This window comes from Rhodoflexus caldus (genome assembly GCF_021206925.1).
Taxonomy (GTDB): Bacteria; Bacteroidota; Bacteroidia; order Cytophagales; family Thermoflexibacteraceae; genus Rhodoflexus; species Rhodoflexus caldus.
In genome coordinates this window covers 117187-134630 of sequence record NZ_JAJPRF010000009.1, presented here as the reverse complement: position 1 = coordinate 134630, position 17444 = coordinate 117187, and the positions used below count along the sequence as shown (strand labels likewise).

Genomic DNA, 17444 nt, shown 5'->3' with positions numbered 1-17444 from the left:
AGTTCGGGACTTTTGCCCGGTCGCTGCTTAAAGACTACTTTGCCCATGCACTTATATACTGCTTGCAAAGCAAAGATAATCAATTAATTAGAGGCTATCCAGACTTTTTGGACAGCCTCTTCTTTTTTTTAATGTAGTAAAACCCTTCGCTATGTATGTAAACCACACCCGAAAATCCACCTACATACAACCTTTTATACACCGCAAATAGCTAATTTGCTGTATTCAAAATTTTAATCTCACCAAAACCTGATGATTCCTGATTAATGAAGACGAAACTCTTATTGTTTTTCTGCTGGCTTGCTACCGCCGCCCAAGCCCAGCGTCCGCAGCAGTTGATGCCCGAAAAAACGCGCCTGCTGCTTGTGCTGGATGCTTCGGGCAGTATGCTCTCTAAATGGGATAATGACTTGAGAATCAATATTGCCAAAGATAAAATTGCGGCTTTTGTGGATTCGCTGCGCCGCAATCCGAACGTGGAAATGGCACTGCGCGTCTATGGGCATCAATTTGATTCCAAGCAAAAAAACTGTACAGATTCCAAATTGGAAGTCGGATTTGCAGCCAATAATCATGTGCAAATCAAGGCAGCCCTAACGCGCATTGCACCCAAAGGCACTACCCCGATTGCCTATTCGCTGGAACAGGCAATTAAAGATTTCCCGCCTGAAGGCAACTACCGCAACGTGATTATCATGATTACTGACGGCATAGAAGCCTGCGGCGGCGACCCTTGCGCCATTTCTTTGGGGCTTCAGAAAAACGGTATCGCATTAAAGCCTTTCATCATCGGGTTGGGGGTCGGAAAGGATTTCACGGCTGCTTTTAACTGTGTCGGTAAGGCATACGATGCCCGCAGTGCCGCCGATTTTCAGGCAATTCTGGGGGCTATTTCGCGGCAGATTCTGGGGCGCACCACCGTTACGGTAGAACTCACCGATGCCGCCGACAAACCAATAGAGAAAGATGTAAACATGACCTTCATCAACAATGTTACGGGAAAGGCGATTTATGACCTGATTCACTTCCGCGACACTCGCGGGCGTACCGATACGCTGGTGATTGACCCGGTGATTAACTACGATATTGAAGTGGGTACCATTCCCGTCATCCTGAAAAAAGACGTACAGATTGAAGGCGGTAAACACAACGTTATCCGCATTCGCGCACCGCAGGGACTGCTGACGTTCAAAATGCAAACCCCGAAAGAATACGGCAACTTGAAAGCCATTATCCGACAGGCGGGCAAATCCGAAACACTCTACGTGCAGGAAGTCGGTACTTCGCAGCGTTATTTGGCGGGCAACTACGATGTGGAGGTACTCACCACGCCGCGAACGCTTGTGCGCAACGTTACCGTTCGGCAGGGACAAACCACCGAAGTCCCCATAGAACAGCCGGGCATTTTGACGCTGAACCATTATTACAGCGGCATCGCCTCGCTCTACAAACTCAACGCCGAAGGGCAGGAATGGATAGAAAACTACACGCTGGAAGGCAAAGTCGCCAACATTGCCATGCAACCCGGCAACTACAAAATCGTTTTTCGGGCAAATGAGGCGAAAGGGGCTGTTTACACGGTGTTTAAACGCTTTACCATTCAGGGGGGCAAGTCGGTAACGGTAGATGTTTTGAAATAGCTACACCTCAGCCGCAGGCTCTACCATTATCACCTGTTCCCTGTCCACCACAACCGCGCCTTCGGGCATTCCTTTGGGCTTGCGCACGTATTTTTTGGGGGTGTAAATAACGGGGCATAGGGTTTCGTGTCGCCGTTTGGAGTGCCACGCCGCCAGTTGTGCCGCCTTTTCTATCACTTGCGGCGGAAAGGGTTTGCCTGCTTTGTATTTAATCACCACGTGGGAGCCGCTTACATCGCGGGCATGCAGCCAGAGGTCTTCTTTGTAGGCATACTTCTGCGTGAGCAAATCGTTACTGCGGGCATTTTTACCAATCCACACCTCAAATCCGTCAATTTCCATGCGGCGAAAAGGCAATTCGGGTACTTCGGCGGTTTTGCCTGCCAGTCCTTCGGTTTTCAGGTAGCGGCGTAGGTCTTTGAGTCGCTGCTGCTTACCGATTTCCTCTATTCGGCGATTGATTTTTTGCAGTTCTTTCTGTTTGGCTGCAATTGCTTCGCGCTGTTTCTCAATCTCAATCTTATGATTTTTGGACTTGCGGTAATAGACTTCCGCATTTTTCTGCGCGTTGAGCGTTTCTTTCAGCTTGATTTCCGTGTAGGTATTGCGGTAGAAATCAAAGAGTTGCACCGAACTTGCCCGCTGCGGAATCTCATGCAGATTTGCCATGAGGATATTGGCAATTTCTTCGTAGCGGTTTTCCAACTCTAACTCAATCAGTTTGTCCTCCGCTTGTCGGATGAATCGCTCGGTTTTGTGCTTTTGCTTTTCTAACTGCCGGATGGCTTCCGCTTTTTCATGCTCAAAATAATAGATGCGCGAAAAGGTATAGTGATACTCGTTGAGTGCTTCTATCAGGTCTGTACCGCGATAGGTGTCGTTTTCCGAAGGAAAAACCGAAAAAGAAGCACGGCTTCCTTCGGCAGCGACGTAAAATTCAGGTGCTTGCAGGTAGTCCAAAAGTTCCTGCACAGCCTCCCACTGTGTCTCGCGGCTTTCGCCCGCTTCTGCAATGAGTGCCGCCATTTGGCGGTCAAACGTGGGGAAGGTAGCTTGCAAACCATTGGCAAAGAATGCCTCGCGGCTTTGGTCAATCGGGCGGTCTAATGTTTCCAACCGCAGCAGGCGGTCTTTTTCCTGTTTGTTGTGAAAAAGTTCTTCGGGTATCAGATTACCCGCTTCGTCGGGTTCAAACAGAATCAGGTTAGAGCGCTGCCCGTGCATCTTAAAGAGTAGCGCGCTGCCGTTGTTGAAGTGGACAGAAAAACAACGCTCGTTCAGGTATTGCCGCACGTCTACCACTTGTGCACCCAATACAGGACGGAACAACTCAATGCTGTTTTGTCGGGCACGGCTCACCTCTTCGGGAAAGCTCAGGTAGCAGGCTTCGGGGTTGAGGTTGGCGCGGATGTAAAACTGACGGTGCTCGTCTGCAAAACCCAATATCAGCTCGTCTTTCAATTGGCTGAAACAGGTAAGCAGCGACAAGCCTGCCAGCTTTTCGGCCAACAGGCTTGTGAGCAATCGCAGGATGTAGTAGTTGTTATGCAATCTATGATACCGATTTTAGTAAAAGACAATCATATAAAACCTTTGTCGACTACATGTGCATATTCTCGCATAAGAACACTTTGGCAACAAAAATCGTAGAGGCTATTTCCTGCACCATGTTTTTTGTTCAATTATCTCTACTTCTTTGCATAGATATTACGCCAATATTGCAAGCGCATAAATGAATGAAAAACTTAGATTTTGTCGTAAATATCAAATGCTAAAATAGAGATGAGGATTTACTTTGAACAGCCATTTGTAATCTTTTTTGTGCAATTTTATAATAGTTCTCTTCTAATTCAAAACCTACAAAATAACGATTAAGGGCTATGCAGGCAACACCAGTGCTGCCACTACCCATAAAAGGGTCTAATATCATTTGGTTATCAAAACTTACCAACTTTACCAGATGATGCATTAAATCCACAGGCTTCAAAGTAGGGTGATTATTAAATTCTTCTGCATGTTGTCTTACTTTGGGAATGGTAAAAAACTTATCATATCCATCCTCTAATGTATCTGTCCTAATGATATTTGCACTGACTCTGCCTTCCGGATGAGGGTTATGGCCTACTTTACTCTCCCCGGGCGCATAGGGAATGCGTGTTTTTTCTAAATTAAGTGCTCCCGTACCGTATTTGATGATGTTTTGTGCAACAGTCAGACCTTTCTCTATGGGCTTTTGGATTAAAATAATTGGTTCGTAAGCCGGCTTTAAGCCTAAACCAGCTCCTTTATAGTGAAGAGCTAATTCCGAACTGGGCTCATATTTAAATTTAGTATTATCAGCATAATAATTTTGTGCACCATCTTTTTTGTAGCCCTGCACATAGTTATATTTGCCTACTACTTTGCTTTCTATGCCAAGTTCTTTATCAATATCTAATGCAATATCGCGGCTTTTAGGCATACCGTTTAGATAAACCCAAAAAAGCACATCTTTGATAATAAAACCACAGTCTTCTAAGTCTACCATCAACCTATGCATAAGCCTTACGGAGGAGAATACCAATCCAAAAGCTCCGCTTTTTAATACGCGTAGGCAATCCGACCATATTTGCTTTTGTGGCAATTGCTTGTCCCATGCATGATTCTGAAAAGAAATACCATATGGTGGGTCGGTAATAAGAGCATCTATAGAATTATCAGCTATATCTAAAAGTCCGTAGCACGATTGATTAAATATCGTGTATGGTTTTGATTTGTTCAATTGTGACATGGTGGGCAAGAGATTTACTGTAATTAACCAAGAGTTTCAGGACATATTCTTTGGATTTATCGGGCGGGCAAATGATGGAAAATTTAAAATCTTTTATCAATTTTTGTATGCTTACCGATTGAGTAGAACGACTGCCTTCCTTTCTGCTAATTACTAATCTATGTAGTAATGCACCATGTTCTTTATGTTGGCCATATACCATAAATTGCAAATCACTTGCTCCTTTCCAAACAGCAATGACTGTAATAGTCTTTCATCACTGAAAGCAAGTGCTTTTTCTTCATTTGTATCGTTCCATGTACCGCCCCAACTTTCACTGGAAATAGAACATTGTTTAACTTCTAAGTACTGTTCGCAGTTACTTTTTTAGCATCAAAACCATGCTTGTTGAAATTTAGCAAGTCAAAACCTAAATAATTGGCTATAATGGCATCACGAATAGCATTAATAGTTGTATCGGTATCATATATCTCAAAACGTTCTTGAAATTTTGAAAACTCTTCTAAGGAAGCTATGCCCAATATACGGAATTCCGTCGGTATCGCCCGGTAATCGCCTTTCTGAAAGATGCTCATAACTGTAAGTAAATAAAAAAGCGTCATAGCATCACTCTGACACAACTGCAAATACTGTGTCAGAGTGATTGTAACACACTACTTCGCGCCGTGCGTCTCTTTGATATGGCGGATGAGTTTGCTGCCCAACTCTTCCATGTGTGCGGCCATCACCTCGTCGTCGGTGGAGGTGCGAATCATGTCCGCCATGCCCAAAATAGTATCTACTACACACCGTTTCATTTCATCTACGGGCATATCTTTTGCCCACAGGTCAATGCGCATGGTTTCCTTGCGGCGATGGTCCCAAATGGAAAGATTAATAGCTTTGGTTTCTTCCAGCCCGCCGTTAGGGCTGTCGGTAGCCGACCAGAAAATCTTGTCGGGGATGTTTTGGTCGTCTAATTCTATGGAAAAGCGGATTTCTGCGTGTTTCATGGGGTAGGCTATTTTTTCTTGTTCTTTTTCGCCTCTTCTTGTGCTTTCAGGGCTTCTTCCAAACGCTGCTGAAAACCTGATTTCTTGCGGTTCGGGTCAGAGAACTTTTTGCGGTTTTCTTCCAGTTTGGCTCGTATCTTAGACTCATCTACAAAGCTGCGAATGCCCAATTGCTGCACAATCGTGATGATGTTGGAAACGAAGTAGTAATAGGTCAAACCTGCTGAAAATGAATTGAGTACGAATACAAAAATTACGGGCATTGCGTAGGAAACAATCTTCATGTTCGGGTCTACGTTGGGCGACAGTTGATTGTTGTAATACGTGTAGGCGATGGTAGAAAGCGTCATTAGTATGGTGAACAAACTCACGTGGTCGCCGTAGAACGGAATAGAGAACGGCAAGTCTAAAATAGAGTCGTAAGACGACAGGTCATCTGCCCAAAGGAATGTTTTTTGGCGCAACTGAATGGCATTGGGGAAGAAGTTGAACATTGCCAACAGTACGGGTAACTGCAACAATACGGGGATACAGCCGCTCAACGGGTTCACGCCAAACTGCGAGTAGAGTTTCATTTGCTCTTGTTGGAAGCGCTGCATGTCGTCGCCATATTGTGCTTTGAGTTGGTCTAATTCGGGTTTCAGTACGCGCATTTTGGCCATGGACTGATAGGAGCGATAGACCAGCGGAAACAAGGCCGACTTGACGATGATTACCAGCAGCAGAATCACGATACCGTAGTTAGACGATACTTTTTCCAGCAATTCAAACAGCGGCATAATGATGTAGCGGTTTACCGTGCTGAAAATTGCCCAACCCAGATACACGTTGTCTTCAAAGCCCGGAGCTACTTTTTCGGCAATGCGGAAATCGTTGGGGCCGTAGAAGAAACGGATGTCTTTGCTGTCGTCTTTGAGGTCGTCCAGCGGGATGCTTACCTGCATGGAAAGCCGTTTTACCTCTTTGGCGGGCAGTGCCGGCGGATTGCTGCGCACAATTACCTCAGGGAAAGAGGCTTTGGTAATCAGGGCTGTATTAAAGAATTTTTGCTTCAATGCTATCCACTGCACAGGCTCGGTTGCGCGTTCTTCTTGCGGGTCGGTAGATGTTTCCGACAGTTTTTCCAATCCGCTTTGAGCTTGGTAGTAGTTTACCGTAGCCGTAACGCGCACCTGCTCAATGTCTTTTTCCTGTTGTTTGAGGCGGTCTGTCCAATTGAAACGCATGGTGCGGTTAGTAACGGCGTTGCCCAGCGCATCCAAATTGGCGCGCCAACTCAGTACAAAGCCTTCTTTGGGCAACACGTAGCGCTGCTCGATGTAGCGGGCGCTGTCCAACTGTGCGCGAAAAACAATCTGATTTCCGGTATTTTGTGCAACGGTATAATACAACTGATGTAAATCTACCTCGCCAAAAGACGTAGAAACCTGTGCAGAGGTGCTGCTGCTGAACTCGTCAATCAGAATGAGGGGGGTTTTTTGATAAGTAACGTAATTTTTCAGCAAGACCTCCTTCACTCGGCCGCCTTTGGTGCTGAATGTTACTTTCATATCGGCATTTTCCAGCGTTACGTCTTGGGCTTCGCCTTTCATTAGAGGGGCTAAAATGCCGTATTTCTGATTGAAAACCGAATCGGGAAGTGCCATGGCTTCCGCTTCTGCATTACCGGGCTTCAGCGTAGCGGGCTGATTGGCAGCCGGTTGAGTTACCTGTGTGCTGTCGGTTGTGGCCGATTGTTGCGGAGTTTGCGGCCCTTCGCTGAAGAAGGTCAGATAAATCAGCAACATGGCCGAAATCAGGACAATGCCAATGGTTGAATTTTTATCCATGATAAATTGGGAGTGATTGTCGGGATTTTACAATACTTCAAAACGGTGATTTAACTGTGATGCCCGTCGGTAACATGCTGAATGGCTTCTTTCACAAAGCGCACAAACAGCGGATGCGGACGTGCTACTGTGCTTTTCAGTTCGGGGTGGAACTGTACCCCGATGAAATAACGGTGGTTTTTAAGCTCCACTATCTCCACTAACTGCGACTCAGGATTGATACCCGAAGGAATCATGCCTGCCTTCTGAAACATTTCCAAATAGGCATTGTTGAACTCATAGCGGTGGCGGTGGCGTTCCTTGATTTTCAGTTCGCCGTAGATGCTGTGGGCAATGCTGCCCTTTTTTAGTTCACAAGGATAAGCCCCTAACCGCATGGTGCCGCCCATTTGGGTAATATTTTTCTGGTCTTCCATCAACGAAATTACCGGATGCGGCGTGTTGGGGTTCATTTCCGTAGAAGCTGCTTCTTCCAAATGCAACACGTTGCGGGCAAATTCCACAACGGCGCACTGCATCCCCAAACAGATGCCGAAGAACGGAATGTTATGCACGCGGGCAAATTCCACGGCGTTGATTTTGCCTTCAATGCCGCGCTCGCCGAAACCGGGAGCAACCAAAATACCGTTCAGGCTGCCCAAAACGGCGGCGGCTTCTTCCTTGTTTACAAGGCTCTCGGCTTTAATCCAGTGTAGATTGACTTTACATTCATTGACGGCTCCGGCATGGATGAAGGCCTCTGAAATGGACTTGTAGGAGTCTTTCAGCTCTACGTATTTGCCCACCAACCCGATGTTTACTTCGCTGGTCGGGTTTTTGAGTTTGCCCAAGAAATTTTTCCATGCTTCTATGTCGGGTTTACCTTCTTTGGGCAGGCGCAATTTTTCCAGTACGATTTCGTCTAAACGTTCTTTGCGCATCAGCAGCGGCACGTCATAAATGGTTTCCGCATCAAGTGCTTCAATGACCGCGTCAAGGCTTACGTTGCAGAACAGCGCCAGTTTTTTGCGGATATCCAGCGGAATGGGGTATTCGGAACGGCAGGCCAGAATATCGGGCTGCACGCCGGATTGCAGCAACATTTTGACTGAGTGCTGCGTCGGTTTGGTTTTCAGTTCGCCCGCGGCTTTCAGGTACGGAATCAGGGTGAGGTGGATAACGATTGAGTTATCTGCGCCGAGTTCCCAACGTGCCTGACGCACGGCTTCAATAAAAGGCAGCGATTCAATATCGCCCACACAGCCGCCGATTTCGGTAATGACCACATCGTACTTGCCCGTTTCGCCGAGCAGGTAGATGTTGCGCTTAATTTCGTCGGTAATGTGTGGAACAACCTGTACGGTTTTACCCAAATAAGCACCTTCGCGCTCTTTGGTGATAACGTTGTTGTAAATTCTGCCCGTGGTGATGTTGTTTGCCTGCGAAGTCGGCACGTCCAAAAAGCGCTCATAATGACCCAAATCAAGGTCAGTTTCTGCGCCGTCTTCGGTTACGTAACATTCGCCGTGCTCATAGGGGTTGAGCGTTCCCGGGTCAATGTTGATATACGGGTCAAACTTTTGGATGGTAACGGAAAGCCCTCTTGCCTGTAAGAGTTTGGCTAATGAGGCGGCGATAATTCCTTTACCCAGCGAGGAAGTTACGCCCCCCGTTACAAATACGTACTTTGCAGCCATGACGAAAAATAAACGCCGCAAAGGTAAGCCATTTGCCGTAAAATGCAGCCGTTTTGCAGATTCCCGCATTGGTCGGAAAAAACCGTCGGCAAGGTGGGGCGGTAATCCCCATCGGCGACGTTCTTATACCCCAACCTGAGGGGTTGCCAAGTTCTTCAGGTTTAAATTTAAAGGGTTGTTTTTCAATAGCTTACGCAAAAAAAACTTTCGCAAATAAACTTTCGCAAATAAACAGGATTTTTCCGATGGCTTGCTTACCTGACTCAAAGGTCATAGTGGCGTTCCTTCCAGTTGGTGTACCGAAAGAAAAGATAATGCAGAAAAACCAACGGATTGAGCAAAGTGATTAGCACTTCGTAGCAGGGTAGCAGCAGTGTGAGGCCGCCACGCCCCATTTTGAATAGATAACTGCCGCTAATCAATGCGTGAACGGCAAATCTGCCTACCCAAAGACCTACGGCAGCAGGCAGGGAAAAAACCGCAACTGCCGCCAGAATGAACAGCAACAAACCGTCTGTCAGCATCAACATCCGCAAAGGGAGCGGCATGGCAAGTGCGCCGGCAAACCACCGCTTGCGCTGCAACACCCATTCACCCAAAGTCTCTACGGGTGCCGTTGCGGCCAGAATCTGCCTTTGAGCCAAATGTACCGTTCGCCAGCCCTTCTGCCTGACGGCTTTCAGCAGTGCCAAATCTTCGGTGATATAAAGCGGTAATGCTTCATAGCCGCCTGTTTGCAAATAAGCACTTTTTCTGTAAGCCATATTATTGCCCAAAGAGGTGAGCGGAAAGCCAAGCGAAGCCAGCAAATGCGATGTTCCCAAGGCTACCGACCAATCAACGGCTTGCAAACGAGCATACAGCGGCTTGCCGCCCACAAGCGTAAAACCTGTAATCAAGCCGACATCGGGCGCAAAAGCCGCCGCCATAGCTGCCGCCCATGTTGTCGGGACACAGGTGTCGGCGTCGGTAATCAGCAGCAACTCCGCAGCAGCATGAGGGATGATTTGCCCCACTGCATTGGCTTTGCCGCGCGCCAGCCCTATTGTTCCTTTTACTTCCACTATCTTACAAGGAAAGGCCGCGCGGTTGGCAAATTCGTTGGCAATAGCTAAGGTGCGGTCGGTAGAACCGTCATTGCCTATCAGCAGCTCGCAGCGCAGGCCGCTTGCCAGAATGCTTGCCTGCAATGCCTCTAAGCAGGCAGGCAAGTAGCGCTCTTCGTTGCGCACCGCAAGCACAATGCTTACATCCATACAAAATCTCCCATAAAAAAAGCCATCCCGATTCAATCGGGATGACTCTTATCTGCCAATCAAATGTTCAATCAGAATACAAAAATGAAAAACAGCATACCGCCCAAGTAGCCAAGGAAAGCAATCCATGCAATTTTCTTGGCGTACCAGATAAACTCGATGCGCTCCATGCCCATAGCAGCAACACCGGCAGCCGAACCAATGATGAGGCAGCTTCCGCCCGTACCTGCGCAGTAAGCAATAAGTTGCCAGAGTTGGCTGTCCACAGGGTGAGCTTCCAGTGTGTACATGCCCATAGCGGCGGCTACCAGCGGTACGTTGTCCACAATGGCCGAAAGCAGGCCAAGCGTAAATGAAATAACCGTCAAATTACCGATGGCTTTATCTAAATATTGCGCTAAGTGGGTCAAAATACCGGTGGACTGCAAACACGCCACCGCTAACAAAATACCTGCAAAGAACAATACGCTTGGCGTATCAATACGGCGAATAACGTTTACCACTGTCAGAGGGTCTTTTACGTGCTTCTCTTCGCCGCGATGTACCAGTTCAGTTACCAGCCACATAATACCAAGGTTCATCAAAATGGCAATAAACGGTGGCAGGTGGGTAACGGTCTTGATTACGGGTACTAAAATTAATGCGGTAATCCCCGTAATGAAAATGGTGTTTCTTCTTCCTTTGGAAACTTCATAGACCGCATGGCCGTGCCCGCCTACATCGGCAACCGTTTCATCGCTTACCACGCCCGAAATGGGTATTTTCTTCACAATAGGGGTCATTATCAGCACCGGAACAACCATGCAGATTAAACTTGGAATGAGGATGTGTACAATCAGCGAAACGGTTGTTACCTGACCGCCAATCCAAAGCATTGTGGTGGTTACATCACCGATAGGCGACCATGCACCACCCGCATTGGCTGCAATAACTACCAGACTGATAAAATACAAACGCGCTTCCCTTTGCTTCACCATTTTGCGCAAAATGGAAGTCATTACGATGGTAGTAGTCAGGTTGTCCAAAACGGCAGAAAGGAAAAAAGCCAAGATGGCAATAATCCAAAGCAGTTGGGTAATACTTGTTGTGCGGATGCGGTCAGTTACAATAGAAAAGCCCTGATGCGCGTCTATGAGTTCCACAATGGTCATGGCGCTGAGCAAGAAGAACAGAATACTGGCAATTTCGCCGAAATGTTCCAGCAACTGATGTTCAACAACTTTGGCTTCCGTTCCCCCGAAAATCGCGTAGATAGCCCAACACAGGCCGCCAATCATCAGTGCGGGAGAGGCTTTGTTAATGTCTAAGGGATGTTCAAGGGCAATTGCCAGATAACCTATCACAAAGGTCAGAATCAGGGCGGTTTCCATTATTTCGCTTCGTTTTTAGCTAATTTTCATATTTAACGATAACAACTGATGCAACATTTCGCAGCAAGAGCCCTTCTGCTTGTTGCGCTCACAAGTTAGCATATCCGATTTTTTTGCCCAAATATGCTGCCGATGAAAAAATGATGAAACATTTAAAATGCAACCGGTTTCATTAAAAGCCCCGTTGTTTCTTCTAAGCCGCACATCAGGTTCATATTTTGTACCGCTTGGCCGGAAGCTCCTTTGGTGAGGTTGTCTATCATGCTGATTATGAATAGCTTATTTCCGTGTTTTTCCAAATGCAGCAGGCATTTGTTCGTATTGACAACCTGCTTCAAATCGGGGTTTTTATCGGAAAAAACTACAAACGGCGCTTGCTTGTAATAATTTGTAAAAAGTTGTTGCGCTTCTTCTAATCCCAAGGCGCACTCCGTGTAAACGGCTGCCAAAATGCCGCGCGTAAAATTGCCGCGATAAGGAATAAAATTAACATCTTTTGACAAAGAAGGTTGCAGTTGCCGCAGGCTTTGGTAAATTTCACCCAGATGCTGGTGTTCAAAGGCTTTGTAAACCGACAGGTTATTGCTGCGCCAACTGAAATGGGAGGTTTCGGTAGGTTTTTGCCCTGCACCGGTTGAACCGGTAGTCGCACTGACGTGCACTTCGGCAGTAATCAGTTGGGCGGCAGCCAGCGGCAGCAGCGCGAGCTGAATGGCTGTGGCAAAACACCCGGGATTGGCCAGCCGATTGGTTTGTGAAATCTGTTCTTTGTTGAGTTCGGGCAGTCCGTATGTCCACTGATTCAGCCGATGGTCGTGGCTGAGGTCTATTACTTTTACCTCATCCGGAATGTAGTTGGCCTGCATAAATTTGGCAGCTTCGCCATGGCCGGTGCACAGCATCAGCACATCTATATCTGTATGCCAATTTTCGGAAAAATACAAATCGGTTTCTCCCAGCAAATCGGTATGCACATCGCTCACAGGCTTACCGCCTTGGCTGTTGCTTTGTGCAAAAACTATTTCAGCTTTCGGATGGCGCAATAAAATGCGTATGGCCTCACCGCCTGTGTAGCCTGCCGCGCCTATGATGCCCACTTTTATCATCGCTTGTTGCAATATGTTTGGTGTATGATGGAATGTTTTGCAAATTTGGCAATAAAATACCTGATTAGGTGCATGAATCTTTGTTTGGATTTGGGCAACACGTTCGGGAAAGTACGCATAGATGAGCCCGGCAAACCGCCTGTTTACCAACGGCAGTTGAGCGATGAAGCCCTCAGGCTGCTTATCAGGCACTACCACCCCGAAAACATTATCTACTGCGATGTTCGCGGCACGGCTGCCGAACTGATAGCCTCCGCAGGGTTTCGGGGGCACTTGCTCCGACTGACGCACGAATTGCCCATTCCGCTGAAAAATTGCTACCAAACCCCGCAAACCCTCGGCATGGACAGGTTAGCGGCGGCTTTGGGCGCATGGGCGCAGTTTCCACGGCAACATACGCTGGTTATAGATGCGGGAACATGCATTACCTACGATTTTGTAACGGCTGCTGCCGAATTTATGGGCGGCATTATTGCCCCCGGGCTGCAAATGCGGCTGAAGGCCATGCATACTTTTACGGCACGCTTACCGCTGATTACCTGCGATTTCTCCGAAAAACCGCCCCTTATCGGACAAAATACGACCGATGCGATGTTAAGCGGTGCGTTTAACGGCTTAGCTGCCGAAATCAACGGCATCATCAGCCATTACCAAACCATTTTTGGAAGATTTAACATCTTACTCACCGGTGGCGATGCCCTTTTTTTTGATAAAAGCATAAAAGAAGCCAACTTTGTGAACGAGAATGTGGTGCTTGACGGCTTAAAAGCCGCTTTGGATTTTAATTTAGTAAACTTTAAGTTTTGAAAAACATCGTCAAAGGGCTGCTTCTATCGGCAGCAACCGTATTTCCGGTAGTTCTGTACTCACAATCTGGCAATTCGCCCTATTCGCTTTCAGGTTTGGGCGAACTGGCGCCTCGTGCTTCTTTGTACAGTCAGGCAATGGGCGGCACAGGCGTGAGTAATTCCACCCCCACCGCACTCAATCTTACCAACCCCGCATTGCTCAGCCGCAACAGCATCATGAGTTTTGAAGCTGCCTATTACGGCGAACTCAAACAGTTGCGCAGCAGCGAACTCAACCGCCGCTACAGCTACGGCAACTTGGGTTATTTGGCTTTTTCGTTTCCTATTGTTCCTACGCGGCTGACCTTTGCCACAGGTTTACAGCCTTACAGCACGGTTAATTATAAGTTGATAGCCACCAACAAACTGCCTTTTACACCCACCTTTACCGAATATCGTTTTCAGGGTTCGGGCAGCGTAAGTCAGGCATTTTTGAGCGTAGGTACCTCGTTTTTTAAACGCCTGCACATAGGGGCAACGGCCAACTACAATTTCGGCTTTGTACAAACCGATATTTTTTCAGTGTTGATAGATAACCAATTTACGGGCGGCTACACCACCGGTTCTTTTGACCGAGTGAATATTTCTGCTATCACTTACCGCTTGGGTGCTGCCTATCGTCAGCCGATAGGAAAAGATAAGAGTATCAACATTGGCTATACAACTGAGCCTGAGGCTAATATGAATGCTACACGCCTTCAGGCCATTCAGCGCAAAAACATTGTAGAAGAAATTATTTCTTCCGATACCATTTTCAACGGCAACGTAAATCGGATTTTCATGCCGCGCCATCAGTCGTTCGGTATCAGTTTTGAAAAGCCTTACGCCTACACTTTTGCCATTGACTACTCTATGCAACCGTGGAGCGCATACAGGGGCATCAATCAGGAAAATCTGGCCGACTCATGGCGAATTGGCATAGGTGCGGAGGTGATTCCCAACATTAGTTCGCTGAACAGTTACTTTGCGCGGGTGGCCTATCGGGCAGGCGGCTACTATACACTGACCCCAACCGTGTTGAACGGTCAGCAAATTGAGGAATTTGGTATCAATTTTGGGATAGCCTTACCCGTAAGCCGCACGTTTTCTACTGCGAGCTTGGTTGCCTTAATAGGGCAACGCGGTACTACCGAAAACAATCTGCTCAAAGAAAATTTCTTTCGGCTGACTTTGGGGCTTACCGTAAATGACCCGTACTGGTTTCAAAAACGAAGAATTAATTAAAACAATTGTACATACACGCAATTCATTTACCACTTAAAAGTAACAAGACAATGAAGAGACTACTGCTCGCAATGGTAATCAGTGTAGGATTTTTTCAAGCGGCATTTGCTCAAAACTGCCCTTGTGAAGCCGGCTTAGACAATGGCTGGTGCTGGGGGAAAGACCCGGGCGCAGCAAAAGAAAAATGGACGCTGTTTTCCGATGCCCTCAATACAAAAGAGTACGATATAGCCGTTGAAAATGGCGAATGGTTGCTCACCAATACGCCCAATTTGCATGCTTCGCTCTACATCAAGGCTGTGCAGTTATACACCGCACTGGCTAACAAAGAGGCGGATGCCGCTAAAAAAGTAACGCTGCAAGACAAAATCCTGTCGCTTTACGACAAACGCATGAACTGCTTTGGTGTAACCAAAGACCTGATGGAACGCAAGGCCGCCATCTTCTACGACTACTTGATGCCCCGCAAAGGACAAGAGAAAGTCGTATATGAGTTTTACAAAAACTTGGTGGGCAAATACAAAGACGAATTGTCTTCTCCTGCCTACTTCCAGTATTATTTGGACGCAACCGGTAAAGCCAAAGAGGCCGGCGTAGAGGGTGTTACCGATGACACCTTTATGGATGCTTACGACAACGAAATCGTACCTGTGATAGAGAAAAAAATTGCTGCCGGTGGCGAAGCCGCATCTGCTTGGATTAAAACCAAAGATGCCATTGACGGCATGGTGCAACTCTACATCAAAGTAGATTGTGAGTTTGTGAAGAAAAACTTAGGCCCTAAGTTGCAGGAAAACCCTGATGACATTAAACTTGCCAAAAAGATTGTGGCCTACATGGCAAAATGCCCTACCGAACCTCTGTTTTTACAGGCTTTACAGGCGCAGTTCCGCGCTGAACCAAGCGCAGGTAATGCTATTACTATCGGCAAATTGCTCATGGCTCAAAACAGAATAGCAGAAGGCAAAGAAATGTATCAGAAAGCCATAGACTTGCTGCCTGCCGATGAAAAAGCCAAAAAAGCAGATTTGATTATGGAGCTTGCCAAACTTGCACGCCGCGATGGCAAACTTGCCGAAGCCCGCAAACTGTATCAGGAAGCTGTTACATATGACCCGGCCAATGCAAAAGAGGCTTACAAAGCCATTGGCGATATGTACATGAGCAGCTATCAGCAATGTCAGGGCAAAAACCCTGTTGAGAACCGTGCGGTATTCTTAGCGGCTTACGATATGTACGAAAGAGCCGGCGACAGCAAAGGCATGGCCGATGCTAAGGCACAGTTCCCTTCTATGGAAGATATTTTTACACTGGGTATGCAGGAAGGTGCACCTATCAGCGTAGGCTGCTGGATTAACGCAAGCACCACTATCCGCAGAAGACCTTCCAATAAATAAGTTTTTGTATTTGGTTTTGTATTGGTTTCCCAACCTGTCAGGTGTTCGCCTGACAGGTTTTTTTGTTTATATTGACTGCTCAAAATAATGAAAATGAAATCACTGTTCTACGGCTGGCTTGTGCTGGCAAGTGCCTTTATCATTTTTGCAGTAGTTACCATTGGCGTAAACGGACTGCCGCTGCTCAATGTATCGCTCAAAGAAATTTTCGGCTGGACGCATGAACAAGTTACCCGCGGGCCTTCTGTTCTGTATTTCGTTGTTGCTATTGTGTCCCCTTTTGCCGGCGCACTGGTAGACAGATTCGGGCCGCGCCTGATGATGGGCGTGGGCAGCCTGCTGACCGTGCTTGCGCTGCTGCTGTATCCTCACATAACCGAACCTTGGCATTTGGTAGGTATTTATGTGCTGTGTGCGGCCTCCATTACGCTGGGAGGTGCTATCGCAGGCGTTACGTTGCTGTCTTACTGGTTCAATCGCTACCGTGGAATTGCCGTAGGCATTTACTTGGTCGGTTCCAGTTTAGGAGGGATTGTTTTTCCGCAACTGATTGCCGCTTTAACGCAAGCCAACGGCTGGCAAAAAACTGCGTTGATATTGGCTGCGGTAGCCGTATTGCTTGCCGTTGTGCCGTTGCTGCTTGTGCGCAACCGACCCGCAGAAAAAAATACGGTACCCGACGGACAAGATGCGCCCGTTATTGCAGGCACAAATGCTGTTGCCTCATCTGATGCGGGCAATCTTACGCTTGCCGATGCACTTGGCAATCCTATGTTTTATTTGGTGCTGTATGTAACGGCTGCCGTATTTTTCTGTATTACGGGTGTGGTACAAAACTTTGCCCTTTTCATGCGCGATGTAGGTTTAAACGATACACAAACTGCCAATGCGCTTAGTCTGTTTTTCATTTGCAGCATTGCGGGCAAGCTCATTTTTGGTGCGCTCAGCGACCGTTTTTCTAAAAAAAGCATTCTTGTGGCAGCGGTGGTCAATATGACCATAGGCTCTGTACTGATGCGTTTCATTCCTCACAACAGCGATATTTTCCTGCCACTTTTTGCCGTTATCTACGGCCTTGGCTATAGTGGCGCATTCACAATGGTTCAACTCACGGTTGCTGAGTATTATGCAGGCAAAAACTTCGGTAAAATTTTGGGGGTAGTAACTACCATGGATACCTTGGCGGGTAGTGCAGGCATTTACCTGCTCGGTACGCTGCGCACCATGCAAGGGGACTATCTGACGGGCATTCACATACTCATTGGTGTAAGTGTTTCTGCTGTCCTTTGCGCCTTGCTGATTCGTAGGCCACAGGCTGTTGCATTGACCTAACGGC

14 protein-coding genes are annotated in these 17444 nt (G+C 47.2%); 5 read left to right on the top strand and 9 right to left on the bottom strand.

The features are described 5' to 3' along the window. Positions 1–266 precede the first annotated feature (266 nt). The gene (locus tag NDK19_RS11335) at positions 267–1640 is read left to right on the top strand and encodes a vWA domain-containing protein (RefSeq protein ID WP_250631997.1); all 1374 of its coding nucleotides are present in this window, start codon (positions 267–269) and stop codon (positions 1638–1640) included. On the opposite strand, the gene NDK19_RS11330 is transcribed toward NDK19_RS11335, so the two are convergent. From NDK19_RS11330 to argC, 9 genes are all read right to left on the bottom strand, one after another. Continuing rightward, entirely contained in the window at positions 1641–3191 is a 1551-nt protein-coding gene (locus tag NDK19_RS11330) for an NFACT RNA binding domain-containing protein (RefSeq protein WP_250631996.1), read from the bottom strand. It abuts the gene before it with no gap. A 220-nt stretch (positions 3192–3411) separates the two neighbouring features. Further along, entirely contained in the window at positions 3412–4410 is a 999-nt protein-coding gene (locus tag NDK19_RS11325) for a DNA-methyltransferase (protein ID WP_250631995.1), read from the bottom strand. Positions 4411–4751: 341 nt separating this feature from the next. Continuing rightward, positions 4752–4985, bottom strand: coding sequence for a hypothetical protein (locus NDK19_RS11320; protein ID WP_250631994.1), 234 nt, complete (start codon positions 4983–4985; stop codon positions 4752–4754). Between the two features lie 78 nt (positions 4986–5063). Further along, complete coding sequence (gene gldC / locus NDK19_RS11315) at positions 5064–5402, bottom strand: gliding motility protein GldC (protein WP_250631993.1); 339 nt, start codon at positions 5400–5402, stop codon at positions 5064–5066. Between the two features lie 8 nt (positions 5403–5410). Continuing rightward, on the bottom strand, positions 5411–7231 hold the full coding sequence (yidC, locus tag NDK19_RS11310; RefSeq protein ID WP_250631992.1) for a membrane protein insertase YidC: 1821 nt from the start codon (positions 7229–7231) through the stop codon (positions 5411–5413). 50 nt (positions 7232–7281) lie between these two features. After that, positions 7282–8907, bottom strand: a complete 1626-nt coding sequence (locus tag NDK19_RS11305) for a CTP synthase (protein ID WP_250631991.1) — start codon at positions 8905–8907, stop codon at positions 7282–7284. Positions 8908–9170: 263 nt separating this feature from the next. Next, the gene (locus NDK19_RS11300; protein ID WP_250631990.1) at positions 9171–10163 is read right to left on the bottom strand and encodes a glycosyltransferase; all 993 of its coding nucleotides are present in this window, start codon (positions 10161–10163) and stop codon (positions 9171–9173) included. 71 nt (positions 10164–10234) lie between these two features. Beyond that, positions 10235–11533 carry a sodium:proton antiporter NhaD gene (gene nhaD, locus NDK19_RS11295; RefSeq protein ID WP_250631989.1) on the bottom strand — a complete coding sequence of 433 codons (1299 nt, stop codon included), beginning with the start codon at positions 11531–11533 and terminating at the stop codon, positions 10235–10237. Between the two features lie 152 nt (positions 11534–11685). After that, positions 11686–12639: an N-acetyl-gamma-glutamyl-phosphate reductase gene (gene argC, locus NDK19_RS11290; protein ID WP_250631988.1), complete on the bottom strand. Its 954-nt coding sequence runs from the start codon at positions 12637–12639 to the stop codon at positions 11686–11688. Positions 12640–12711: 72 nt separating this feature from the next. Between argC and NDK19_RS11285 the strand changes: the two genes are divergently transcribed. The 4 genes from NDK19_RS11285 (at position 12712) to NDK19_RS11270 (ending at position 17440) form a co-directional block, all read left to right on the top strand. After that, complete coding sequence (locus NDK19_RS11285) at positions 12712–13446, top strand: type III pantothenate kinase (RefSeq protein ID WP_250631987.1); 735 nt, start codon at positions 12712–12714, stop codon at positions 13444–13446. Further along, positions 13443–14711: a hypothetical protein gene (locus NDK19_RS11280; protein ID WP_250631986.1), complete on the top strand. Its 1269-nt coding sequence runs from the start codon at positions 13443–13445 to the stop codon at positions 14709–14711. The genes NDK19_RS11285 and NDK19_RS11280 overlap by 4 nt, the downstream gene beginning before the upstream one ends. A gap of 50 nt (positions 14712–14761) precedes the next feature. Then, entirely contained in the window at positions 14762–16108 is a 1347-nt protein-coding gene (locus tag NDK19_RS11275) for a hypothetical protein (protein WP_250631985.1), read from the top strand. Positions 16109–16195: 87 nt separating this feature from the next. Further along, the gene (locus tag NDK19_RS11270; RefSeq protein ID WP_250631984.1) at positions 16196–17440 is read left to right on the top strand and encodes an MFS transporter; all 1245 of its coding nucleotides are present in this window, start codon (positions 16196–16198) and stop codon (positions 17438–17440) included. Positions 17441–17444 lie beyond the last annotated feature (4 nt).